Source organism: Pseudomonas sp. TH10 (assembly GCF_016651255.1).
GTDB lineage: Bacteria > Pseudomonadota > Gammaproteobacteria > Pseudomonadales > Pseudomonadaceae > Aquipseudomonas.
Map to the genome: position 1 here is coordinate 1 of NZ_JAEKEG010000041.1, position 24,360 is coordinate 24,360.

The following is a 24,360-nucleotide window of genomic DNA, read 5'->3' on the forward strand; positions in this document are numbered from 1 at the left end:
ACCGGTTTGCTGCCGGTGAAAGATGATGGGCGCGCGGCCAACGATTACAGCCGACTCGAAGCAGCCTTGAAGGTCCGCTACTCGAAAACCGAAATCAAGGTGGGGAGTTGCAACCTAATGTGCCGGTGCTGGCGTTCAGTGATATCCGCCTCCTGCCGCCGAGCTATCAGGGTGCGAGCATCAGTTCGAGTGAGATCAACGGCCTGACATTGCAGGGCGGTCACTTGAACTCCACCAGTCTGCGCAACGAAGCGGGAGACGAAAAAATGCAGGCCATGCTGGGTCACGTGCCGCAGCGTCAGGTCAGCAGCGACGGTTTCAATTTTGCCGGTGGCGATTACGCCTTCAACGATAAACGCAGTTCCGTCAGCGCCTGGTACGGGCAGTTGGAAGATATCTACAACCAGCGTTTTCTGGGCCTCAAACACAGTCAGCCGACGGGTGACTGGATTCTGGGCGCCAACATTGGTTATTACGATTCACGCGAAGATGGCAAAAAACTGCTGGGTAATATCGACAACCAGGCGTTCTTTTCGCTGTTGTCGGCCAAGCGTGGTGGCCATACGTTCTATGTCGGTTACCAGGGGATGTTCGGTGACAGCGCCTTTCCACGGGTGTTTGCCAACATATCGCCGTTGGGCAACGAGGTGCCAACCTATGAGTTTGCCTACACTGACGAGCGCTCGTGGCAAGCGCGTTACGACTACGACTTCGCCGCTTTAGGCGTGCCGGGTTTGACGAGTACCGTGCGTTACATTTCCGGTAATAACGTCGACACCGGGCAAGGGTTCGAGGGCAAGGACCGCGAGCGTGATCTTGACCTTGGCTATGTCGTGCAAAGTGGTAGCCTCAAAGGCGTTGGGGTTCGTGTGCGCAATGTAATGGCGCGCTCAAACTACCGCAGTGACATTGACGAGAATCGCCTGATCCTCAGCTACACATGGACCTTGCTGTGATGCGTTGATTACAGGTCGCAATTGCCCATGACTTGATAGGTGACTCGCTGAGTCTGGCCCTGATGATCGATGTAGACCATGGTGGCCGGTACGACATCGCAGCCGGTCGGGGTGTCGCTGACGGAGACTACCTTGGCGATGTCCAGCGGGTGTGCCGGGTCGTAGGGAGTGGCAGCGGGTTCGTTGTTGGCGGCCATGGCCGAGGTGGCGACGAAGGCCAAAAGCAGGGCAGTGAGGGTTTTCATCTGGATTCTCCTGGTTGATTCTGTTGGTTGAATTTTAGTCTTTGCCTCCATTGGATAAAGGGGGCTGGGCCGATTCAGCGTTGCGCAATGCGTAACAATCGATCGTGTCCACTTCGATCGGTGCGGTGCAACCACCACGGTGTAGACTGAAAATCCTCCCGGTACGGAAAAGGAGCAAGCACAGCCATGATCGGCGCCGAGCTACTGTCAGCCGAAACCCTGACCATCGGATGGGTGATCTACGTTCCGATTCTGCTCTGGGCCATTGCGCGCTCGCCCTGGGTCGAACTGTTCAGCGATCGCCGCCGCCAGCACCTGTTGTTTGGTACTGTGTTCGCCCTGTTCATGCTATGGCTGGTCAGGCGGGATTTTGATACGGGCGTGTCCTATCACTTTCTCGGCATGACTGCGGTGACCCTATTGCTCGACTGGCCACTGGCAATAGTCGGCGGGTTTGTTGCGCAAGCGGGGTTGGTCATGCTCGGGCGCCAGGACCTGGCGGCGATGGGGGTGAACGGTGCGTTGCTGATCATGCTGCCGGTGTTGATTACCGAGTGCTGCGCCATCCTGGTCGAGCGCGCACAACCGCGTAATCCCTTCGTCTACATCTTCGTATCCGGGTTTTTCGCCGCAGCGCTTTCGGCCCTGCTGTGCCTGCTGCTGGCGCTGTGGTTGCTGTGGTTCGACGAGCGCTTCGTGATGCCTTACTGGCTGGAAGACTTCATTGGTTACCTGTGGCTGATCATATTCCCCGAGGCGTTTATCAACGGCATGGTCATCAGTGCATTGGTGGTGTTCTGCCCTGAATGGCTGGAGACCTTCAATCGCACGCGCTACCTGTCCGCGCGCATGGAAAGACGACGACCCCAAGGCCTGAACCTCGCCTGGCGGCCGACGTCGTGCAGGCCGCCCATCAATGACGAGGTTCAAAGTCCTCGCTGAACAGGTCGTCTTCTGCGTCCGGGGCCACCGGGATCTTGTGTTCTTCCGACGCCCAGGCGCCGAGGTCGATCAGTTTGCAGCGATCGGAGCAGAACGGCCGAAACTTGTTTTCGGGGGTGAATTCGACGGGCGCGCCGCAGGTCGGGCATTTGACGGTTGGGGTTTGGCTCATGCTTGGCCTCCGGATAAAGTCAGGTAAAAGTGATGCAGACGTTCGACTTCGCTGTGCAGCCAGGCGAGGTCGCGGTCGTTGACCACCACGTCATCGGCACGGCTCAAACGGTCTTCGCGGCTCGATTGGGCCTTGAGGATTGCTTGAACCTGCTGTTCGCTGGTCTGGTCGCGCTGCAAGGTGCGTTCGATCTGCAATTGTTGCGGGGCGTCGATCACCAGAATGCGCTGGGTCAGCGCGTATTGCCCGGACTCGATCAGCAATGGCGAAACCAGAATCGCATAGCGCGATTGTGCCTTGGCCAGGTGATCGCTGATTTCCCTGGCGATCAACGGGTGCAGCAGTGCTTCGAGCCAGCGGCGCTCTTCTGGCACTTCGAAAATCAGTTTGCGCAGGGCGGCTCGATCGAGTGTGCCGTCGGCTTGTAGCACGTTGGCGCCGAAGTGTTCGGCAATTTTCGCCAGCGCCGGACGCCCCGGCTCGACCACCCAGCGCGCCGCATGATCAGCGTCCACCACATGGATGCCAAGGTCGATGAAGTGCTGGGCTGCCGCGCTTTTGCCGCTGCCGATGCCGCCGGTCAGGCCGAGTATCCAGGGTTTTTTCACAGGGGTATTCATTGCAAACCGACAAACTGCCAATAGAAGTCGGTTATTTGACCACCCCAGAGCAAGGCAATCCAGCCGGCAATTGCCAGATAGGGGCCGAAGGGGATCGGCGTCGAGGTTTCCTGCTTGCGCAAACGCAGCAGAATCACCCCGATGATCGCGCCCACCAGCGACGACAGGAGGAGCGTCAGGGCAGGATTTGCCAGCCGCCCCAGGCGCCGAGCATCGCCAGCAGCTTGAAATCACCGTGGCCCATGCCGTCCTTGCCGGTCACCAGCTTGAACACCCAGAACACCGACCACAGCACCATGTAACCGGCGATCGCGCCCCACAGCGCTTCGTGGAGCGGCACGAACAGGGTAAAACTGTTGGCGATCAAACCCAGCCACATCAGCGGCAATACCAGGACATCCGGGAGCAATTGATGCTCCGCGTCGATCAGGCTCATGGCCAGCAGGCCCCAGGTCAGGAAGAGCACCAGGCAGGCCGGCCAACCGAAGCCGAAATGCCAGGCGATGAACCCTGACAGCAGGCCACAGGCCAGCTCGGTCAACGGGTAGCGCTTGCTGATCGGCGCAGCGCAGCCGGAGCAGCGGCCGCGCAAAAACACGTAACTGATGACCGGGATGTTCTCCCACGCCCGGATCGAATGGCCACAGTGCGGGCACTGGGAGTGAGGCAGCATCAGGTTGTAAGTCGGCAGTGGCGCAGGAGCGGGATGGCCGAGCATGTCTTGTGCTTGCAGGCGCCATTCACGCTCGAGCATTTTGGGCAGCCGCCAGACCAGCACATTCAGGAAGCTGCCCACCAGCAAGCCAAGCACCAGGGCCAGAGCGACGAAGCCCAGTGGGGAGTGCTGCAGAATTTCATTCAAGGGCATGTCAGATCGCTGCGCCGAGTTGGAAGATAGGCAGGTACATCGCAACCACCAGGCCGCCGACGACAACCCCCAGCACCACCATGATAAACGGCTCCATCAAGCTGGTGAGGTTATCGACCATGTTGTCGACCTCGTCCTCGTAGAAGCTCGCGACTTTGTCGAGCATGTCGTCGAGGGCGCCCGACTCTTCGCCGATGGCTGCCATCTGGATGGCCATGTTGGGGAAAACCCCGGAAGTACGCATGGCGAAGTTCAGCTGCATCCCGGTCGATACGTCCTGCTTGATCCGCAGCACCGCACGCTTGAACACGATGTTGCCGGTGGCGCCGGCCACCGATTCCAGGGCCTCCACCAGCGGCACACCGGCGGCGAAGGTGGTGGAGAGGGTGCGGGCGTAGCGGGCCACGGCCGATTTATACAGCAGGTTGCCGACGAGGGGCAGCTTCAACAGCCAGACGTCGGTGCGATCACGCAATGCCTCGGAAGTCTTGAAGGCGCGGCGCACCCCGAAGAACCCCGCAATCAGGACGCCGAGCAACAGCCACCACCATTGCTGGAGGAATTCGGAGAGACCGATGACCATCACGGTGAACGCCGGCAACTCGGCGCCAAAGCCCTTGAACACCGATTCGAACTGCGGCACGACCTTGACCAGCAGAATTCCGGTGACGATGATCGCGACGAACACCACGGCCAGCGGATAGGTCATGGCCTTCTTGATCTTGGCCTTGAGGCTCTCGCTTTTTTCCTTGTAGGTCGCCACCCGTTCCAGCAGGGTGTCCAGGGCGCCGGCCTGTTCGCCCGCGTCCACCAGGTTGCAGTAGAGCTCGTCAAAATATTGCGGCTTTTTGCGCAGGGACGCGGCAAAGCTGTTACCCGCCGCGACCTCCTGTTTGACCTCGTCCACCAGCTTGCGCATGGCCGGGTTCTCGAAGCCCTCGCCGATGATGTCGAACGATTGCAGCAGCGGTACGCCGGCTTTCATCATCGTCGCCATCTGCCGGGTGAACAGGGCGATATCCTGGGCCGTGATGCGTTTACCCAGGTTGAGAATCGACACCGACTTCTTGCGTACCTTGCCCGGATTGATGCCTTGTTTGCGCAACTGCGCCTTGACCAGTGCAGGGTTATGTCCGCTGAGCTCACCGCTGAGTTTGCTGCCCTTCTTGTCGGTACCTTCCCAGGCGTAGATGCTGATTTTCGCTGCCTTGACCGCCATGTTCAGTCCTTGGTGACCCGGTTGATTTCTTCCAGGCTGGTGATGCCTTGCATGGCCTTGTGCAGCCCTGAGGTGCGCAAGTCGTCGAAGCCGTCGCGCCGCATCTGGCTGTCGATTTCCAGCGAGTTGCCTTCGGCCATGATCAGGCGTTGCAGTTCGGCTGTGTTCTTCACCACTTCATAAATTCCCACGCGCCCCTTATAGCCGCCGTTGCAGTGATCGCAACCGACCGGCTCGTAGATCGTGAAATGGCCGATGCGTTCCGCGGGGAAACCTTCCTTGATCAGTGCTTCACGGGGGATTTCGATGGGCTTCTTGCAATGACTGCATAATTTGCGCGCCAGCCGCTGGGCGATGATCAGGCTGACCGAGGTGGCAATGTTGAAGCCGGGAATACCCATGTTATGCAAGCGTGTCAGGGTTTCTGCGGCGCTGTTGGTGTGCAGGGTCGAGAGCACGAGGTGACCGGTTTGCGCCGCTTTGATGGCGATCTCGGCGGTTTCCAGATCACGGATCTCACCGACCATGATCACGTCCGGATCCTGACGCAGGAACGAGCGCAGGGCCTGAGCAAAGTCGAGTCCTTGTTTGGGATTGACGTTGACCTGGTTGATACCTTCCATGTTGATCTCCACCGGGTCTTCGGCGGTGGAGATGTTGATGTCGACGGTATTGAGAATATTAAGCCCGGTGTACAGCGACACGGTTTTCCCTGACCCGGTGGGGCCGGTGACCAGAATCATGCCTTGCGGCTGCTTGAGCGCGGCCATGTACAAATCTTTTTGCGCCGGCTCGTAACCGAGCGCATCAATGCCGATTTGCGCGCTGGACGGGTCGAGAATCCGGATCACCACTTTTTCGCCCCACAGGGTGGGCAGGGTGTTGACCCGGAAGTCGATCGACTTGCTCTTTGACAGGCGCATCTTTATTCGCCCGTCCTGCGGTTTGCGTCGCTCGGAAATGTCGAGGCTGGCCATGACTTTCAGTCGCGCAGCAATGCGCCCGGCCAGTTGAATCGGTGGTTTGGCCACCTCGCGCAGAATGCCGTCGGTGCGTACCCGCACGCGGTAGTTTTTTTCGTAGGGTTCGAAGTGCAGGTCGGAGGAGCCGCTTTTGATCGCATCCAGCAGCATCTTGTGAACGAAGCGCACCACGGGCGCGTCATCGGCATCCTGCCCGCCTATAGGGTCCTGGCGGTCGTCAGCGGATTCGATGTCCAGGCCGTCGAGGTCGACGTCGGCCATATCTTCCAGCCCGGTGGACTGGGAGTCGAAGAGCTTGTCGATGGCGTCGCTGAGCTTGTCGTCCTCGACCAGGATGGCTTCGGTGGTCAGCCCGGTACTGAACTGGATGTCATTGATGACCTGGTGATTGCTGGGGTCGGACACGCCAATGAACAGCTTGTTGCCGCGCCGCCACAGAGGCAGCACGTGGTGCTGGCGAACCAGTTTCTCGCTGACCAGCCCTTTGGGCACGGCTTCCTTGTCGAGGGCATTGAGGTCGAACAGGGCCATGCCGAAATGCTCGGAAGCGATTTCGGCGACCAGCCGACTCTTTACCAGCTTGTTCTGCACCAGGTGGTTGACCAGCGAGGTGCGGTTTCTTTGGGCTTGCTGATACGCCTGTTGCGCGCTTTTTCAGTCAGCAGCTCGGCCAGGACCAATTGTTTGGCCAGGCCGCTAAGAGCGATGTCATTCATTGGGATACCGGACGCAGACAGTTCATGACTTATAGCCTAGTCAAGGGACGGAGCCAAACCATGGCTGTAGAAGTGACAAAAAATGTCAGTTAGTGCGGTTTTCCAGGGCCACGCACGGGCCTGGCAGAAGCTGGAGCCCAAGCCGGCGGGGGAGCCGGCAATTGGCATGGGCTGTGCTGGAGATAATCCAGATCATGAGATTCCGACTCATGCATGGAGTTTTCTATGAATAACCAAAAAGGTTTTACCCTGATCGAGCTGTTGATCGTGGTGGCAATCATCGGGATTCTGGCGACGTTTGCGATCCCGGCTTATTCGAAGTATCAGGCCAAGGCGAAAGTGACGGCGGGGCTGGCGGAGATTTCCGCGTTGAAGGTGCCTTTTGAAGATGCAATGAATCAAGGTACCGACATCGCTGCAACGACTGCTGCGTTCAATGCAACTACATCCAATTGCGTGACAGTGTCGACGGGTACAGGCAGCTCAGGCGTGGGTAGCATTGCGTGCACGATTGCCAACGCTCCGGCGCCTGTCGTTGGTAAAAAAATCACGCTCACTCGCTCGGCTACAACGGGTTGGACTTGCGCGACCGAAGTCGAACAACAATACGCGCCAAAAGGCTGCACTGGTGTCGCCAATACATAAACTGTTGAATTCATTGGCTGCATAAACCTGGGAATACCCCGCCTTCTCACAGAGGCGGGGTATTTTTTTGCGCGTGCTCTTGGTGAGTTCAAAAAACCCCACAATTCATGGCCTTAGGCCCACGTCAAAACCCGCAACTTGCATGTCGATAAATTCCAACTCATGCAATTTGCATGATTTCGAAAATTGCCAAAAATAACAAGTACTTGATATATAACGATTTTTTGTTCGTTTCAAAGTTGGCACAGCGTTCGCAATATACCCAGTAACCCTGCTGACAAGACACGCAGCAGACTTTCCAGAAAAACAGGAGTTACTCGTATGAAGAAGTTCGCTATCACTGCCGCTGCTGCTACCGCGCTGACCCTGACCATGGCTTCGGGTGCATTCGCCCAGACCACTCAGACTTCCCAAGCGCCAATGACTCTGGCTGCTGGTGAAATGACCAAGGCTAAAGAAACAACTTCCGATACCTGGATCACTACCAAAGTCAAAAGCGACCTGGTTACCGAAAAAGGCATCCCAGGTACCGACATCAAAGTAGAAACCAACAAAGGCGTTGTATCGCTGTCGTCGACTGTAGCCATCACTGAGGCTCAGAAAACCACCGCTGTGAACATCACCAAGAAAATCAAAGGCGTTAAAGCGGTCTCCGCTGACGGCCTGAAAGCCGAGTAAGGCATGACTTCTCGCCTGGACCGGGAGAAGGCGCGACAGACGGGCCGAGCAATACGTCTGCCGCCACTTTAGAGTTCATGCGAACGGTCACACGGATGTGACCATTACAGGCCCCGCCATTCGTGTCGGGGCCTGTTTTATTGTGTCGGCAGGAAAGGGTTTCTGTTCTGTCTGGAGGAAAAGATCGCAGCCTCGTTTCACTCGACAGCTCCTACACAGCTCCTACACAGGTTCCTACGCCCTGCGCCCGCGCCATCTACAGGCCGCGCTTGCTGGTGATCTCGCGCAGGCGATTGCCTTCAAAGCGCAGGTATTGGTACATGCCGTTGCTCGGCCCGTATGTCCACTCCTCGACCTGAAACTCTTCCCGGCGATTGGCGCTACGCTTGTAGCCCAGCGAATCCCGGGCAACCGGCTCGCCGCATTTTTGCAGAACCTCTGCAGTGCGGTCGCCGACGCTGATCAGTTGGCTGCCGCAGCGCAGGGTGTCGGCTGCCCAGGCCTGCCCGGCGAATATCAGCAGAGCCAGGCCAAGTGCGTGTATTCGGATCATCATTCGGCATCCAGGTGCAGGGGCGTAATGACTCGGCCGTCGCTCTGCGGTTCGCCGAGCGTGGCGTCGATGAAATACACGCGGTCGTCCGCCAACTGGCCTTTGTCGACCAGATAGTCCTTGATGCTGCTGGCGCGATCCTGACCCAACTGACGCAGCAACACATCGCTGCCGCTCCAGAAGCTGATCACGCCTGCACGCATTTTCGCCGTGCGCTCTTCCTTGCCCAGGTCTTTCCATTCGGCAGGCGGCTGGGTCTTCAGGCGGGTGCGGTAGATGCCTTCCAGCAACGGACCTTTCTCGCTGTCCGGTACCTGCAGCAACGATGCCTGGGCCGGCACCTTGTCGCCGCGACGCTGGAGCATCTTGTAGTAGTTGTACTGGTATTCCCGCTCAAGCCGTTGCTCGGCGATCAGTGGGCCGTCGCTGCGGGCGGCCGCAGTGCCTTCAATTTCCAGGCGTAGCGCCGGGCGTTCCTTGAGGGCTTGCGAGAGCTTGACCAAAGCGGCCTCGGCGTCCTTGCTCAGCTCACTGGAACCTGGGGCAAAGGAGACGGTGCCCAGGTCCTGGGAGCCGCCACCGCTGACCAGTCCGCCAATCAGCTTGAATGGCGCGGCAGCGGCTTTGACGATCAGGTTGCGCAGGGTCTGCCAGACAATCGGCATCACGCTGAACTGCGGGTTGTTCAAGTCGCCGGTCACCGGCAGTTCGATGGAGATCTTGCCGTCGACGTCCTTGAGCAAGGCGATCGCCAGTTTCAGCGGCAAGCTGACGGCATCCGGGCTGTCGACTTTCTCGCCGAGTTGCAGTTGCTCGACCACCACTTTGTTCTCGGCTTTGAGCTGGCCCTTGGTGATCATGTAGTGCAGGTCGAGGTTGAGCCGGCCCTTGCGAATGCGATACCCGGCGAATTTGCCGGAGTAGGGCGTCAGCGTGGTCAGTTCCACCCGCTTGAAACTGGTGGCGATAGTCGAGGCTGGCCATCGGGTCGAATGGGTTGACTGCACCCTTGATGGTCACCGGCGCGTAGCGATCGACCTTGCCCTTGACGTCAACGCTGGCGGGTTTCGCCTGGCGGCTGTCGATGGTGCCGATGGCGCCGTTGAGCTGCTGGACGGCCGTGGCGAAATTCGGGGTCAGGCTGAAGTCGGCAAAGTTGGCCGAACCATCATTGATGGCGATGCCGCCCACATGGATGCCCAGCGGCTTGTCCTTGCTGGCCGGTTTGGCGGCTGCACCCTTGGTGCTCGCATCGGCCGGTTGCGGGATCAGCAGGTCATCGACGTTGGTGGTGCGGTCATCATTGATCATGAAACGCACGTACGGCTGGAACAGGTTGACCTTGTCGATCGACAGGCTGTCGCCATGCTGGTAGTTCAGGCCTTCGACCACCACCTGTTGCCACTTGAGGAAGTCGCGGGTCTTGAGGGTGTCGAGGGTATGCAGCTGATCGACCTGGGCGCGGCCGGTGACGCTGAAGGCGAGCGGCTCGGTGCTTTTCAGGTCGACCGCCAGATCACTGCCCAGCATGCCGCTGCGCAGTTCGAGGCGAATGAACGGATTGATGTACGACTGTGCGACACGCAGGTCGATGTCCTGGGTTTTGACGTTGAGCTGAGCGTTGACCGGGGCGAGGTTGACCGTGCCATCGGCGCTGATCTTGCCTTGCTTGCCCAGCCCGGTGTCGAGCTTGAGGTTGAAAGGCGCGCCATTGAGGCTGTTGAAATTCTGCAGGTCGACGTTCAGCGGGCTCAGGTCCAGCTCTACGGCGGGCTGTGCCTTGCGGTCCGCCAGATGCACCTGGTAATTGCGCAGTTGCACGTCCTTGAGCAGCACTTGCCAGGGTTTGCCCGGCGCTGCCGGCTCGGGTTTCGGCGAGTCCGCGGCCGCCGGGGTGCTGGCGGGTTCGGCCTTGGCTTTGGCGGCCGGTTTCGACGGTTGACTGGCGAACAGTTTTTGCCAGTCCAGTTGGCCGTCGGCTTCAAGCGCGGCCCAGGTTTCGAGCTTCTGGCTACGGATCTTGCCGACCACCACTTGTTGTTTGGCCAGATCAACGCTGGTTTCGCTGACATCCAGTCGTTCCAGCTTTGCCAATTGCCGCCCGTCCGGGGCCTTGATGGCGAAGGGGGAGACACTGAGCGCGACGTTATTGAGCAGCAGTTCGGTTTCTTTCGACAGATTGAGTTTGTATTCGGTGCTCAGGCTGTAGACGCCGTCTTCGAGCACCAAGGGCGCCGAATCACGCACGTAAGGCCAGAAAGCTTTCATCCTGCCGTCGGTAACTTTCAGCGTGCCTTCGGAGGTGAACGGGATCAGGCTGAAGTTGCCTTTCCAGTCGATCTGCCCACCCGCCGGACCGGCGGCGACCAGCGTCATATCGGCGCTGTCTTCGGGCAGGGTGCTGAGGTTTTTCAACTCGAAATCGAGTTTGTCGTAAAGGAATTCGATCGGCTCGCTTGGCCGTGCATCCTGGAAGTGCAGCATGCCGCCGGCCAGTTTGATGCGATCAATGCGCAGCGGGAAAGGTTTGGCGTTCGGATCAGTCGGGGTCGGTTCGCTGGCTGGAAGCTTGAACAGGCTTAGCAGGTTGAGCTTGCCGTCTTTGCCAAAGACGATTTCGGTTTTGGATTTTTCCAGTTCGATATCGGACAGGTGCAGGGCTTTTGTCCACAGGCTGTCGAGTTGCAGGTTGGCGTACAGTCGCTCGAAACCGACCTGTTCCTTACCCGGCTCGCCAATGACCAGCCCCCACAGAGTGACTTCAAGGCTGAACGGGTTGAGCTCGATACGCTGCAGATGCGCGGGCACCGTCGCGTAATTGGCCAGTTGCTGGTTGGCTATGCGCAGGGCAATGCCCGGCAAAATCAGAAACCCCAGCAGGCTATAAAGGGCCAGAGCAGTCAACAAAGCGCCTATCGCGCGAATCAATCCTTTGGGCATGTGCGGCTTCATCTGTCTGAATCGGAGTGCCTTGGAGTATGGCACGCGATTCTGGTTCCGAAAGTGGTCGCGCTTTGCAGGTTTGATATGAAAAAGTCGAAGAGTTTCAGAGTTGCAGGATCAAGGTCTTCAGCGGCGGCTGCTGATCCATCGACGGGAAGTCGACGCCGGGAGTCATCACGGTCCATTCGCGCACCGGGCGGCCGGCCTTCTCGGCGCAGCGCAGCACTTGTTCGCGCCAGTCGTCCATGCTGACTTTCGCCAGGTTGTTGCAGCAGATCAGCACGCCGTTGTCGGCGGTGGTCAGCAGGGCGGGTTTGAGCAGGCTCTGATAGTCGCGCAGCAGGTCGACGGTGCCGAATGCACTTTTGGCCCAGGCCGGTGGATCGAGCAGCACCAGATCGTATTGACGCTGTTCGAGGCGCTGATAGCTTGGCAGTTTCTGCCCGCGCCGCTGGCTGATCGGCAGGCCCGCGAGTTGGCGGATGGCCGGGAAGTAATCGGACTGGATGAATTCCATCGGCGGCAATGTCGGGTTGAGCAGGCCGTTTTCACGACCGACTGCCAGATTGCCTTCGGCGAAATCCAGGTTACACACCTCACGCGCCCCCCCGGCTGCAGCACTGAGGCCGACGCCGCAGGTGTAGGCGAACAGGTTGAGCACGGATTTGCCCTTGGCGTGGTCCTTGACCCAGCCGCGGGTGTTGCGCAGGTCGAGGAACAGCAGTGGATCCTGCCCCGCATGACGCCCGCGTACGCGGTAGTTCAGACCCCATTCGTGACCGACCAGATCAGCCAGTGCAGCATCGTCGGCTTTATAGACGTTGTCTTCACGGTCGATGCGCGAGTTGCCACGGGAGCGATCGTTGTAGACCAGCAGCGTTTCGAGCCCCAGGGTTTGATTGACCATGGCGTGCAGTTGCAGCAGGTCGTCGCGCTCCAGCGTCTGGTGAAAGCTCTGTACCAGCAGTTGCGGGCCGTAGCGGTCGATGGTCAGGCCACCGGCGCCTTCCTGGCTACCGTGGAACAGGCGGTAGCAATCGGTGCCCTGGCTGTGCAGCTCGGCGAGCAAATCCTGGCGTTGATCGAGGGCGGCGCGCAGCGCCTGATTCAAGGAAGACATGCTGTGCGCCTTGCAGAGGGAATTTGGCGCGGGAGTTTAACAGCTTGGCTGTTAACCGAGGTGCTGCCATTGCGAGCAGGCTCACTCCCACGTTGGATTTTTGACTATTTTTCCCTGTGGGAGCGAGCCTGCTCGCGGAGCTTTTAGGTCAACAGGCCCATCCTGCGCTTCGCCCGTTGCACCGAGCCATTGCGCATTGCCCAGCGCAGCATCGGCGCACTTCGATTGATGCTGGCGCGGATCAGCTTGCGTTGCAGCGGGCTTTGACTGACGCCTAGCATGTCACTGGCCCAATCGGGCAGCAGGTCAATTCCGGCCTGCATCATCAGGCCGACAAAGGGCTTGGCCAGAGCGGCTCGGAGCTGGGGCGTTGAGCAGCAACTGCAACACTTCGCGACTGCGCTCATCGCACAATAGTTGCGGGCGAATACTCTCCAGGTAGTGGGATATTTCCAGCCGGGAGCGGGGCACATCCCGGGCACCCAGGCGTTCGGCGATCAGCGCGATCTCGGCGTAGTAACGGTCCTGATCGGCCAGCGACAACTGTGGGTTGCGGTAACGCAGATGTGCCGCAAGAAAGTTGCTGACTTCCGCCACATGCACCCATGTCAGCAAAGACGGATCGCTGGCGGCGTAAGGCCGTCCATCGGGTGCCGTGCCTGTGACCTGCAAATGGATGGTGCGAACCTTCTCGATCAGCCAGTCGGCATCCTTTCGCGAGCCGAAAGTAGTGCCAGAGATGAATTGGCCCGTGCGGCGCAATCGACCCAGCATGTCTTCACGAAAATTTGAGTGGTCCCATACTCCGGCCAGCGCCAGGGGATGCAGGGCTTGCAACATGAGTGCACTGATACCGCCGATCAACATGCTGCTGAAGTCGCCATGCACCTGCCAGCTCACCGAGTCGGGGCCAAACAAGCCAGGATCGCCCTTGGGGTTCTCCAGGTCGAGCGTGCCAAGTGACAGGCCCGTGAGGCTCATGATCTGCGTTTCGATGCGGGTGCGGATGAATTCCATGGTGACTCTGAGGCAAAAAAATGGGTGTGCGCGCGCGTACTGTAGGAGCAAGCTCGCTCCTACAGGGCGGATCCCACCACACGCGGTAACAGGCAATACGTTATTGGTTCAGGCGTTTATCCACCAGATCCTCAACCACGCTCGGATCGGCCAGGGTCGAAGTGTCGCCGAGGCTGTCGAGTTCGTTGCAGGCGATCTTGCGCAGAATGCGCCGCATGATCTTGCCTGAGCGGGTTTTCGGCAAGGCCGGCGCCCATTGGATCAGATCCGGTTTGGCGAAGCTGCCGATTTCCTTGCTAACGTGGGCCAGCAATTCTTTCTTCAGGTCATCATTCGGTTCGGCGCCATTCATGGGCGTGACGAAGGCGTAGATGCCCTGGCCTTTGACGTCATGGGGATAACCGACCACTGCGGCCTCGGCGATGCTGTCGTGCAGCACCAGTGCGCTTTCCACTTCGGCGGTGCCGATGCGATGGCCGGAGACGTTGATCACGTCGTCGATGCGCCCGGTGATCCAGTAGTCACCGTCCTCGTCGCGGCGCGCGCCGTCGCCGGTGAAGTAATAGCCGGGGTAAGGTTTGAAATAAGTGTCGACCATCCGCTGCGGATCGCCGTACACACTGCGAATCTGCGCCGGCCAGCTGGATTTGATGGCGAGCACGCCGCTGCCGGCGCCTTTGATTTCCTTGCCGGTGTCATCGAGCAATACCGGTTGCACGCCAAACATCGGTTGAGTGGCGCAGCCGGGCTTGATCCGCTGGGCGCTGACCAGGGGGCTGAGCATGATGCCGCCGGTCTCGGTCTGCCACCAGGTATCAACGATCGGGCAGCGCTGTTCGCCCACGGTATTGAAATACCAGTCCCACGCCTCAGGGTTGATCGGCTCACCGACGCTGCCGAGTAATCTGAGGCTGGCGCGCGACGTTTCCTTCAACGGTTCGGCACCTTCGCGCATCAACGCGCGCAGGGCGGTCGGAGCGGTATAGAAAATGTTGACCTTGTGTTTATCGATCACCTGCCAGAATCGTGAGCTGCTCGGATAACTCGGCACGCCTTCGAACATCAACGTGGTCGCGCCGTTGGCCAGCGGGCCGTAGACGATGTAGCTGTGGCCGGTGACCCAGCCGACGTCGGCGGTACACCAGAACACCTCGCCATCGCGGTAATCGAGCACGTACTTGAAGGTCATTGCCGCTTGCAGCAGGTAGCCGCCAGTGGTGTGCAAAACGCCTTTGGGTTTACCCGTGCTGCCGGAGGTGTAGAGGATGAACAGCGGGTCTTCGGCGTCCATCGGTTCTGGCGGACAATCGTCGCTGACGTCGCGCACGGCCTGGTGATACCAGAGGTCGCGGCCCTCGATCCAGTCGACGTTGCCTTGGCTGCGTTCGACCACCACCACGGTGCTGACGTCCGGGCAACTTTGCAGGGCTTTGTCGACATTCTGTTTCAACGGCACGAACTTGCCGCCGCGCACGCCTTCATCGGCAGTGATCACTGTGCGGCAATCGGCATCGAGAATGCGGTCACGCAGCGAGTCTGGGGAGAAGCCGCCAAACACCACCGAATGAATCGCGCCAATCCGCGCGCAAGCGAGCATGGCGTATGCGGCCTCGGGGATCATCGGCATGTAGATGCACACCCGATCGCCTTTCTTCACGCCACGGCTTTTCAGCACATTGGCCAGACGGCAGACATGGTGGTGGAGTTTTTTATAAGTGATTTGCGCTGATTCGACAGGGTCGTCGCCTTCCCAAAGAAGGGCAGTCTGATCGCCGCGTTGTTCGAGGTGACGGTCGATGCAGTTGTAACTGACGTTCAGCTTGCCGCCGGCAAACCAGGCGGCCTCTCCGGTTTTCAGGTCGTAGCGCTGAACGGTTTGCCACGGCGTGCTCCAGTCGAGGAAGCGGGTGGCTTGTTCGGCCCAGAAGGTGCCGGGGTGTTCAATGGATTCGCGGTACAGGCGCTGATAGTCGTCCTGACTCAACTGAGCAGCCCGGCGGACGGCATCGGCTTTGGGGAACGTGCTGATATCGAACATGACAGTTCCTTATTCTTGTTGTGCGACGACAAGAGGGGAGCATGCGCGATCCTCGTAGGAACTGTCGAAGAGCTGCGATCTGATTGTGATGTGTCAGAAGCACAGATGCTGAAAGATACGCCGCATTCGCGCAGCTCCTCACATGGTTAGTACCCCCGCAGGCAACGGCGTCAGGTTAACCGCGGTGACGACCGCGGAAGTAGTTGATCAGGCCCTGAGTGGACGCATCGTCAGCGTTGCTCTCATCGCTGCCGACCAGGCGATTGTAAACGCCTTTGCCCAGCTCCTTGCCCAGCTCCACGCCCCATTGGTCGAAGGCGTTGATGCCCCAGATCACGCTCTGCACGAACACTTTGTGTTCATACATGGCAACCAGCGCGCCGAGACGACGTGGGCTGATGCGCTCGACCACCAGGGTGTTGCTCGGACGGTTGCCCGGGATCACCTTGTGCGGTGCCAGTTTGTGCACTTGCTCTTCGCTCATGCCTTTGTCGCGCAGTTCGGCCTCGGCTTCCGGCAACGTCTTGCCGAGCATCAGTGCCTGGCTCTGCGACAGGCAGTTGGCGTACAGCCACTGATGGTGGTCGGATACCGGGTTGAAGCTGACGATCGGCACGATGAAGTCGGCCGGGATCAGTTGGGTGCCTTGGTGCAGCAACTGGTGGTAAGCGTGCTGACCGTTGCAGCCGACACCACCCCAGATCACCGGCCCGGTATCGGTCGACACCGGGGTGCCGTCCTGACGCACGCTCTTGCCGTTGGACTCCATGTCCAGCTGTTGCAAGTGCTTGGTGATGTTGCGCAGGTAGTGGTCGTACGGCAGGATTGCGTGGCTTTGCGCGCCCCAGAAGTTGCCGTACCAGACGCCGAGCAGGGCCAGCAGCACCGGCATGTTCTGTTCGAACGGCGCGGTCTGGAAATGCTGGTCCATGGTGAAGGCACCGGACAGCAGTTCCTTGAAGTTGGACATGCCGATGGCCAGGGCGATCGGCAAACCGATGGCCGACCACAGCGAGTAACGACCGCCGACCCAGTCCCACATCGGGAAGATGTTTTCTTCGCGGATACCGAACGCCACGGCGGCCGCGTTGTTGCTCGATACGGCGATGAAGTGGCGATACAGCTCGGCTTCCGAACCACCCTGGGCGAGGTACCAGGCGCGAGCGGCCTGAGCATTCTTCAGGGTTTCGAGGGTGTTGAACGATTTCGACGAAACGATGAACAGTGTGGTTTCGGCGCGCAGCTTTTGCGTCAGTTCGTGAAACTCACTGCCGTCGATGTTCGCCAGATAGTGGCAACGCACGCCTTTTTGCGCGTAGGACAGCAGCGCTTCGGAAACCAGCTCGGGGCCGAGGAACGAGCCACCGATACCGATGTTCACCACGTCGGTGATTGGCTTCTCGGTGTAACCACGCCACAGACCGTCGTGGATGCGGCCCACGAGATCGGTGATCTGGTTCAACACCTTGTGTACTTCCGGCATCACATTGACGCCGTTGACCGACAACTTGTCGCCCACGGGGCGACGCAGGGCGGTGTGCAGCGCCGGGCGGCCTTCGGATGAGTTGACGATTTCGCCGTCGAACAGCGCTTTGATCGCGCCCTTCAAATCGACTTCATTGGCCAGACCCACCAGCAGGTTGCGGGTCTCGGCGTTGATCAAATTCTTCGAATAATCGAGAAACAGTCCGCAGCTGCTCAGGGTGAACTGATTGAAGCGCTGCGGATCGGCGTTGAAGGCTTCGCGCATGCTGAAATCCTGCATGGCTTGGCGGTGATCTTTCAACGCTTGCCAGGCGGGCAGAGCGGTAACGTCGTGAGGAGTGCGGTAGTACGCCATCGCTGCGGTTTTCCTTTTTACTTGAACGGCCTTTTGAACACTGAACAGACCGCCATGCCATGTTTGGGCATGGGGTCAAACTGCGTCGACACGATTTATTGGCGCAGGGCGAATACAGTAAACCTCGCGCTGCGATCTGTCTTGACTTTGTCTGACCTGTTTCCGGTACTTTTTTAACATCAAGGTTAGAAACAGTCCGACAAACGGACGAGGATGAGGAGGTTCAGGCGAGCTGAACAGGAATGGCGTTGCTGGTGTGGCTCAGCTCATTGCCCGCAGCCATGTAAAGCATGCGCGGTTTGAAGTTGAGCAACTCGGCTTCGCTGTAGTGCGCGTAGGCGCAGATGATCACCCGGTCGCCGACTTTGGCTTTGTGCGCCGCGGCGCCATTCACCGAAATCATCCGCGAACCTTCTTCGCCACGAATCGCGTAGGTGGTGAAACGCTCGCCGTTGTCGACGTTGTAAATCTGGATCTGCTCGTATTCACGGATGCCGGACAAGTCCAGCCACTCGCCATCGATGGCGCACGAACCTTCGTAATCGAGCACCGCATGGGTGACTTCGGCGCGGTGCAGTTTGGCCTTGAGCATGATCGCGTGCATTTTTTGTTATCCCGGGTCGAAATTGGGTAGTGAAAGCTGAGGCAGATCCCCTGTGGGAGCGAGCAAACCCGCTCCCAGGGGAGGCGCGGTGCTCAGGCGAGCGCGTCGAGGTTCAGGTGCAGGTTGTCGATCAACCGTGTGGTGCCGAGGAAGGCGGCCACCAGAATCACCAGATCACGGTCTTCAGCCGTTGCCGGACGCAAGGTCAGGGCGTGGCGGATTTCCAGGTAATCCGGGCGCAGGCCTGCGGCTTCCAGTTGCTGCAACTTGGCGTGGATCAGCGCCGGGAAGTCGCGTTCGCCTTGCTTGATCGACTCGGCGATCTCGCTCAGCGTGCGATACACAACCGGCGCGACGGCCCGCTGTTCTTCACTGAGGAACCCGTTACGCGACGACAGTGCCAGACCGTCGGCCGCACGCACGGTCGGCTCGCCGATGATCTGGATCGGCATATTCAGGTCATGTACCAGTGACTTGATCACCGCCAGTTGCTGGAAAGTCTTTCTGGCCGAAGATCGCCAGGTCCGGCTGAACCATGTTGAACAGCTTGCTGACGACCGTTGCCACGCCTTCGAAATGCCCAGGGCGGCTGGCGCCACACAAGCCTTCGGACAGTTGCGGCACACTGACCCGCGTCTGCCCGGCCATGCCATCGGGGTACATTTCCTCGACGCCAGGCGCGAACAGCAGGTGGCAGCCGGCCTGGAGCAGTTTCTCCTGGTCGGCGGCGAGGGTGCGCGGGTATTTGTCGAGGTCTTCGCCGGCGCCGAATTGCAGCGGATTGACGAAAATGCTCGCGACCACGAAGTCCACCCGTTGCGAGGCTTTGGTCACCAGTGCGACATGGCCGCTGTGCAGGTTGCCCATGGTCGGCACGAAGCCGATGCGCTTGCCTTCGCTACGGGCGCGGGCGACGGCAGCGCGCAGTTCGCGTACGGTTTTGACAGTATTCATGCAGAGAATCCGTGTTCGATGCCCGGGAACGTGGTGGCTTTGACTTCAGCTACGTAGGCGCTCAAGGCCGCCTGGATGCTGGGTTGTCCGGTCATGAAGTTCTTCACGAACTTGGGCACGCGCCCGGTAATGGACAGGCCCAGCATGTCGTGCAGCACCAATACCTGGCCGTCGGTCGCGTGACCTGCACCGATGCCGATGACTGGAATTTTCACTGCCTGGCTGATTTCCGCGGCCAGTTCGCTCGGTACGCATTCCAGCAGCAGCATGGCCGCGCCGGCCTGTTCCAGCGAGATGGCGTCGGCACGCATCTGCCGCGCCTGATTTTCGCTCCGGCCCTGGACCTTGTAACCGCCGAGCATGTTCACCGACTGCGGCGTCAACCCCATGTGCGCGCACACCGGAATACCGCGTTCAGCCAGCAGGCGAATCGAATCCGCGAGCCACAATGCGCCTTCGACTTTGACCATATGCGCACCGGCCTGCATCAACAGGGCGCTGTTGGTCATGGCTTGTTCAGTGGTGGCGTAGGCCATGAACGGCAGGTCGGCGAGGATCAATGCGTCCGAATTGCCGCGTTTGACGCAGGCCACGTGGTAAGCCATTTCTGCGGTGCTGACCGGCAGGGTGCTGTCGTGTCCTTGCAGGACCATGCCGAGGGAATCGCCCACCAGCAGCACTTCGACACCCGCCTGATTACAGGCGTGGGCGAAGGTCGCGTCATAGCAGGTCAGCATGGTGATCTTTTCACCTTTCTGCTTGAGGCTCTGGAGCGTGGTCAGGGTGATGGCTGGCATGTAAAAAATCCTCGTTCAGGCGCTCTGGAAACTACTGCGAGTAACGCGCGTGATTCTTCATCTACTCAGGCGCACGCTCTTTTGTCGTGCTTATAAGGCCTGGCTTGCGCCCGTATGTGCCGGGTTGGCGGCAGCGGGACGCCTATAGTCGTGATGAGCCAACAGGAAGTCAATTGCGTGTGTTACCGCAATGTTACGAGGGGAGTGTTACCGGCGTTACTGATGCGATTCAGCAAGTTTTTATGCTGCAGATCAGTGAAGCGACATAAACCATTGTGAGAGCGGGCTTGCCCGCGATAGCGACTTCGAATTCAACATCAATGTTGACTGACGGTCCGCCATCGCGGGCCAGCCCGCTCCCGCAGGGATCTTTATCAATTTGGGGGAGACGTTCCAGGCCGACGAACGGGCAGGCGAGAAGCAAGTCCTTGAGGCAGCGACCATCGGCCAGACGCAAATCCGCCGGTGCCAGTTCGGCCAGCGGATAGAGAACGAAGGCCCGTTCCTGGATCTGGTAATGCGGGACTTTCAGGCGTGGTTCGTCGATCAGTCGATCACCGAACAACAGAATGTCCAGATCCAGCGTGCGCGGGCCCCAGCGCTCCGCGCGTTCGCGGCCCTGGTCATTCTCGATCGCCTGTAAGGCATCGAGCAATTGCAGTGGCGCGAGCGAGCTGTCGAGCGCCGCGACCGCGTTGGTGTAACGCGGTTGCCCAGGCAGCAGCGAGTCGCTTTGATAGAAGGCTGAAACACCGGCGAGGGTCGTTTGCGGCAATTGCCCCAGCGCCTCGACGGCGCTGCGCAATTGTTCGGCCGGGTCAGCAAGGTTGCTGCCCATGCCGATGTAGATGCGTTCCATGCCTTTATTCGCCTGTCGAAGCGCTCGGGGCACCGGCGCGTTTGCGCTTGGAGCCGCCGCTGCGACGACGTTTGCGTGGCGCGCCTGTGCCTTCATCCTTGCCGCTGAGGTCGCGGATCATGTCGCGACGCTCGCTTTCGTTGGCATCCTGATAGTCAGTCCACCATTCGCCGAGGCCGTCAGTCTCCTCGCCAGCGCTTTCACGTAACAGCAGGAAGTCATAACCGGCGCGGAAACGCGGGTTGTCCAGCAACAGATCGGCCCGTTTGCCGCTGCGGCGTGGCAGACGCTCCTGCATGTCCCAGATCTCGCGGATCGGCATGGTGAAACGCTTCGGAATAGCGATCCGCTGGCACTGCTCGGCGATCAGTTCGTGGGCGCCTTCCTGCATCGCCGGAATCGGTGGCATGCCGCGCTCTTGCAGGCGCAGTACGCGGGCGGGCAGGGCCGGCCACAGCAGGGCGGCAAACAGGAACGCCGGGGTTACCGGTTTATTCTGCTTGATGCGCAGGTCGGTGTTGGTCAGCGCTTCGCTGATCAGCGTATGGGTGTATTCCGGGTTGTGTTCCAGCGCATCGGCACTGGCCGGGAACAGCGGGGCGAACAGTTGCAGGTCGACGAGCATTTCGAAGGTGATTGCGGCGTGTCCCGAGAGGAACAGCTTGAGCACTTCTTCGAACAGGCGCGCCGAAGGGATCTCGCGCAGCATCGGTGCCAGTTCGCGAATGGGCTGCACGGTGTGCTTTTCGATGCCGAAGTTGAGCTTGGCGGCAAAACGCACGGCCCGCAGCATGCGCACCGGATCTTCCTGGTAACGCTGCTTCGGATCGCCGATCAGGCGGATCAGGTGATTGCGGATGTCGTGTACGCCGTTGGCGTAGTCGAGGATGCGCTCGCTGACCGGATCGTAATACAGCGCGTTGATGGTGAAGTCGCGACGTTGCGCGTCTTCTTCCAGGGTGCCGTAAACGTTGTCGCGCAGAATGCGCCCGCTCTCGTTGCGCGAAGACTGGTTACTGTCTTCGTCGTCTTCGTTTTGTGGGTGATTGGCGCGGAAGGTCGCGACTTCGATGATTTCGCGACCGAAATGGATATGCACCAGTTTGAAGCGACGGCCGATAATCCGCGCATTGCGGAATTCGGCGCGGACTTGCTCGGGTGTGGCGCTGGTGGCGACGTCGAAGTCCTTGGGCGTAATGCCCAGTAGCATGTCACGCACGCAACCGCCGACCAGATAAGCCTGGTAACCGGCACCTTGCAGGCGTTCGACGATATTCACCGCATAGCGGCTGAACTGCGTTTTCTGCAGCGAGTGTTGACCGCTGTTGAGCACTTCAGGGGTGCTGCGGATGTGTTGCGTACGACGCACGGGAGTTCGGAATGACTGGAACAACTTCTTCAGCATGGGATGCACTGTTTGAAGGAATGTTCGGCCATACCAAAGAATGACCGCATGATGGGCGCAGATTCTAGCATTTAGTCGGGGGATGGTGTAGGACACGGCAGATTTGAGCTGTAAGCCGCAAGCTGCAAGGGTCGAGCAAGGGAAATTCGAAGGATTTTGCCGGGAGGGAGAAACTACAAGGGGAGCCGAAGCTCCCCAAGAAGTAGTTGCGTGCTCTTTTTATTATTGATTCGGGCTTCTTGTTTTTGTTGAGCGCCCTCGCCACGAAGCGTTTCCTTCGTGACCCTCCCAATCGGGAGCCAAGAGCAAACGGATTGCTTTGGTCGCTGAATTGCAGTGATCTCTCGATCCAACCAGTACAGGCTCTGTCTTAGGACAGTTTTTGTTGTTCTCGGCCTGGTCGTGGGGCAAGCCCCAAATACAACGCCTCTCCAAAAGAATCAGTTAGCTGCGCCTCTCGCCGTCTTGTTTTTATTGTGCGTGAGTCGATTCGTCTTATTTTTATTGTCTTGTGCATTGCTTGTTATTGTTCTTGTACCAAACATATAGCAGGTGCCGTGCCAACTTTTGCGAAACCCAATAAAACAAGGGGTTAGGTCGATATAACCGTTTTGTCGGGGCGAAAAAAAGCCGGGGTTTCGTTACCGATAACCCCGGCTTCTGTTACGTGAATTGACTGAGGTAACAGTTTTTTCACATCTTCAAGCGTTACCCACACACCCGACAGGTAACGTTCAGCTCTCGCTGGCGACCCCGGTCTTGCGCCGTGGAATGCCCAGACGCTGTCGGCGTTCCCACAGGCATTTACGGCTGACGCCCAGTTTGCGCGCCAATTCGGTTTCGGTCATGTGGTCCTGATGCTCGAGTACGAAGTGCTGGAAGTAGTCTTCCAGCGACAGGTCTTCGGTCGGTTCGTGGCTGCTGTTACTGGCGTTACCCGCCGTTTGTGGCGGCAGGCCGATGAACTCGTCGTCGTCCAGATCGCTCAACTCGATGTCGATGCCCAACAGATCCGCAGAGATTTCCGGGCTCTCGCTCAGAATCACCGCGCGTTCGACGGCGTTTTCCAGCTCGCGCACGTTACCCGGCCAGGAATAGTGACGGATGGCCTGTTCGGCATCCGCCGCAAACTTGAGGTCGGTACGGTTGATGCGCGCACTCTGGCGAGCGAGGAAAGCCGTGGCGATTTCGTTGACGTCGGCGCCGCGTTCACGCAGGGCCGGCAGTTTCAGCGCAATCACGTGCAGACGGTAATAAAGGTCTTCACGGAACTGGCCGATTTTCGCCAGGCTTTTGAGGTCCCGGTGAGTGGCCGCAATCAGGCGCACATCAACTTTCTGCGACTGCACCGAGCCGACTCGACGAATTTCGCCTTCCTGCAACACGCGCAACAAGCGCGCCTGGGCTTCCAGCGGCAGTTCGCCGATTTCGTCGAGGAACAGAGTACCGCCATCCGCCGCTTCGACCAGACCGGCGCGACCGGCGCTGGCACCGGTGAAAGCACCTTTCTCGTGGCCGAACAGTTCGGATTCGATCAGGCTTTCCGGAATGGCTGCGCAGTTAACCGAGATCATCGGTGCCTTGGCGCGTTTCGACAGGTTGTGCAGGGCCCGCGCCACCAGTTCTTTACCGGTACCGGACTCACCCTGGATCAACACATTGGAGTCGGTCGGTGCGACTTTGCGGATCTTGCTGTAGAGATCCTGCATCGGCGGGCAGGAACCGATAATGCCGATTTCACCGTTGCTGTTGTCGGCTCCGTTTTTCGCCGCGCCAGGCGTCGCCTTGCCGGTCACCGGCTCAGCGCCACTGCTCTGCGTCGATTGGCGATCACGCAGGATTCGCGCAACCGCCTGGAGCATTTCATCGTGGTCGAACGGCTTGGCGATGTAGTCGACCGCGCCCATCTTCATCGAGTCGACCGCCGAGCGCAGGCTGGCGTAACTGGTCATGATCAGCACCGGCGTGCCCTGGCCGAGCTTGATCAGCTCGGTGCCCGGCGCGCCCGGCAGGCGCAGATCACTGACGATCAGATCGAACGTCGGAATGGTGAAGCGTTCTTGTGCTTCCTGCACTGAACCGGCTTCGCTGACCTGATACTGATTACGTTCCAGCAGGCGGCGCAAGGCGGAGCGGATAATGGTTTCGTCTTCGACGATCAAAATGTGCGGCATTGATTCGATACT

Annotated in this window: 14 protein-coding genes and 8 pseudogenes; 4 read left to right on the forward strand and 18 right to left on the reverse strand. The window is 59.3% G+C overall.

All coding sequences use genetic code 11. The features are described from left to right. Positions 1 to 956 (forward strand): annotated as a pseudogene (locus JFT80_RS06350) (OprD family outer membrane porin); the annotation flags it as partial. 8 nt (positions 957 to 964) lie between these two features. Here JFT80_RS06350 and JFT80_RS06355 read toward each other — a convergent pair. Continuing rightward, positions 965 to 1,201, reverse strand: a complete 237-nt coding sequence (locus tag JFT80_RS06355; RefSeq protein ID WP_122839022.1) for a DUF2790 domain-containing protein — start codon at positions 1,199 to 1,201, stop codon at positions 965 to 967. Between the two features lie 186 nt (positions 1,202 to 1,387). Between JFT80_RS06355 and JFT80_RS06360 the strand changes: the two are divergent. Beyond that, a pseudogene (locus JFT80_RS06360) lies at positions 1,388 to 2,078 on the forward strand (energy-coupling factor ABC transporter permease). A gap of 36 nt (positions 2,079 to 2,114) precedes the next feature. Here the strand turns inward: JFT80_RS06360 and yacG are convergent. The 5 genes and pseudogenes from yacG to pilB form a co-directional block, all read right to left on the reverse strand. Continuing rightward, entirely contained in the window at positions 2,115 to 2,315 is a 201-nt protein-coding gene (gene yacG / locus JFT80_RS06365; RefSeq protein WP_201147292.1) for a DNA gyrase inhibitor YacG, read from the reverse strand. Continuing rightward, positions 2,312 to 2,935: a dephospho-CoA kinase gene (gene coaE, locus JFT80_RS06370; protein WP_201147293.1), complete on the reverse strand. Its 624-nt coding sequence runs from the start codon at positions 2,933 to 2,935 to the stop codon at positions 2,312 to 2,314. The genes yacG and coaE overlap by 4 nt, the downstream gene beginning before the upstream one ends. Continuing rightward, positions 2,932 to 3,803 (reverse strand): annotated as a pseudogene (locus tag JFT80_RS06375) (A24 family peptidase). The gene coaE and the pseudogene JFT80_RS06375 overlap by 4 nt, the downstream one beginning before the upstream one ends. A gap of 1 nt (position 3,804) precedes the next feature. After that, entirely contained in the window at positions 3,805 to 5,022 is a 1,218-nt protein-coding gene (locus JFT80_RS06380; RefSeq protein WP_201147294.1) for a type II secretion system F family protein, read from the reverse strand. Between the two features lie 2 nt (positions 5,023 to 5,024). After that, positions 5,025 to 6,721 (reverse strand): annotated as a pseudogene (gene pilB / locus JFT80_RS06385) (type IV-A pilus assembly ATPase PilB). Positions 6,722 to 6,946: 225 nt separating this feature from the next. Between pilB and JFT80_RS06390 the strand changes: the two are divergent. Next, positions 6,947 to 7,366, forward strand: a complete 420-nt coding sequence (locus JFT80_RS06390) for a pilin (RefSeq protein ID WP_201147295.1) — start codon at positions 6,947 to 6,949, stop codon at positions 7,364 to 7,366. A 321-nt stretch (positions 7,367 to 7,687) separates the two neighbouring features. Then, positions 7,688 to 8,044 (forward strand): BON domain-containing protein, encoded by a 357-nt coding sequence (locus JFT80_RS06395; RefSeq protein ID WP_201147296.1) that lies wholly within the window; start codon positions 7,688 to 7,690, stop codon positions 8,042 to 8,044. 256 nt (positions 8,045 to 8,300) lie between these two features. On the opposite strand, the gene JFT80_RS06400 is transcribed toward JFT80_RS06395, so the two are convergent. The 12 genes and pseudogenes from JFT80_RS06400 to JFT80_RS06455 all read right to left on the reverse strand — a co-directional run bounded on the left by JFT80_RS06400 (position 8,301) and on the right by JFT80_RS06455 (position 24,348). Continuing rightward, positions 8,301 to 8,597, reverse strand: a complete 297-nt coding sequence (locus tag JFT80_RS06400; RefSeq protein WP_374091329.1) for a DUF2845 domain-containing protein — start codon at positions 8,595 to 8,597, stop codon at positions 8,301 to 8,303. Next, positions 8,597 to 11,549 (reverse strand): annotated as a pseudogene (locus JFT80_RS06405) (DUF748 domain-containing protein). The gene JFT80_RS06400 and the pseudogene JFT80_RS06405 overlap by 1 nt, the downstream one beginning before the upstream one ends. Positions 11,550 to 11,643: 94 nt before the next feature. Further along, positions 11,644 to 12,660 carry a class I SAM-dependent rRNA methyltransferase gene (locus JFT80_RS06410; protein WP_201147298.1) on the reverse strand — a complete coding sequence of 339 codons (1,017 nt, stop codon included), beginning with the start codon at positions 12,658 to 12,660 and terminating at the stop codon, positions 11,644 to 11,646. 143 nt (positions 12,661 to 12,803) lie between these two features. Beyond that, positions 12,804 to 13,677, reverse strand: a pseudogene (locus tag JFT80_RS06415) (oxygenase MpaB family protein). 100 nt (positions 13,678 to 13,777) lie between these two features. Then, complete coding sequence (gene acs / locus JFT80_RS06420) at positions 13,778 to 15,715, reverse strand: acetate--CoA ligase (protein ID WP_201147299.1); 1,938 nt, start codon at positions 15,713 to 15,715, stop codon at positions 13,778 to 13,780. 175 nt (positions 15,716 to 15,890) lie between these two features. Next, the gene (gene pgi / locus JFT80_RS06425) at positions 15,891 to 17,555 is read right to left on the reverse strand and encodes a glucose-6-phosphate isomerase (RefSeq protein ID WP_201147300.1); all 1,665 of its coding nucleotides are present in this window, start codon (positions 17,553 to 17,555) and stop codon (positions 15,891 to 15,893) included. Between the two features lie 223 nt (positions 17,556 to 17,778). Next, positions 17,779 to 18,159 (reverse strand): aspartate 1-decarboxylase, encoded by a 381-nt coding sequence (gene panD / locus JFT80_RS06430; protein WP_201147301.1) that lies wholly within the window; start codon positions 18,157 to 18,159, stop codon positions 17,779 to 17,781. A gap of 92 nt (positions 18,160 to 18,251) precedes the next feature. After that, a pseudogene (panC, locus tag JFT80_RS06435) lies at positions 18,252 to 19,113 on the reverse strand (pantoate--beta-alanine ligase). After that, a complete protein-coding gene (gene panB / locus JFT80_RS06440) occupies positions 19,110 to 19,910 on the reverse strand; it encodes a 3-methyl-2-oxobutanoate hydroxymethyltransferase (protein ID WP_201147302.1) in 801 nt (266 codons plus the stop codon). The pseudogene panC and the gene panB overlap by 4 nt, the downstream one beginning before the upstream one ends. Positions 19,911 to 20,289: 379 nt before the next feature. Continuing rightward, positions 20,290 to 20,769 (reverse strand): annotated as a pseudogene (folK, locus tag JFT80_RS06445) (2-amino-4-hydroxy-6-hydroxymethyldihydropteridine diphosphokinase); the annotation flags it as partial. 4 nt (positions 20,770 to 20,773) lie between these two features. After that, entirely contained in the window at positions 20,774 to 22,174 is a 1,401-nt protein-coding gene (locus JFT80_RS06450; protein ID WP_201147303.1) for a polynucleotide adenylyltransferase PcnB, read from the reverse strand. Positions 22,175 to 22,908: 734 nt separating this feature from the next. After that, entirely contained in the window at positions 22,909 to 24,348 is a 1,440-nt protein-coding gene (locus tag JFT80_RS06455; RefSeq protein ID WP_201147304.1) for a sigma-54 dependent transcriptional regulator, read from the reverse strand. Between the last annotated feature and the right edge of the window lie 12 nt (positions 24,349 to 24,360).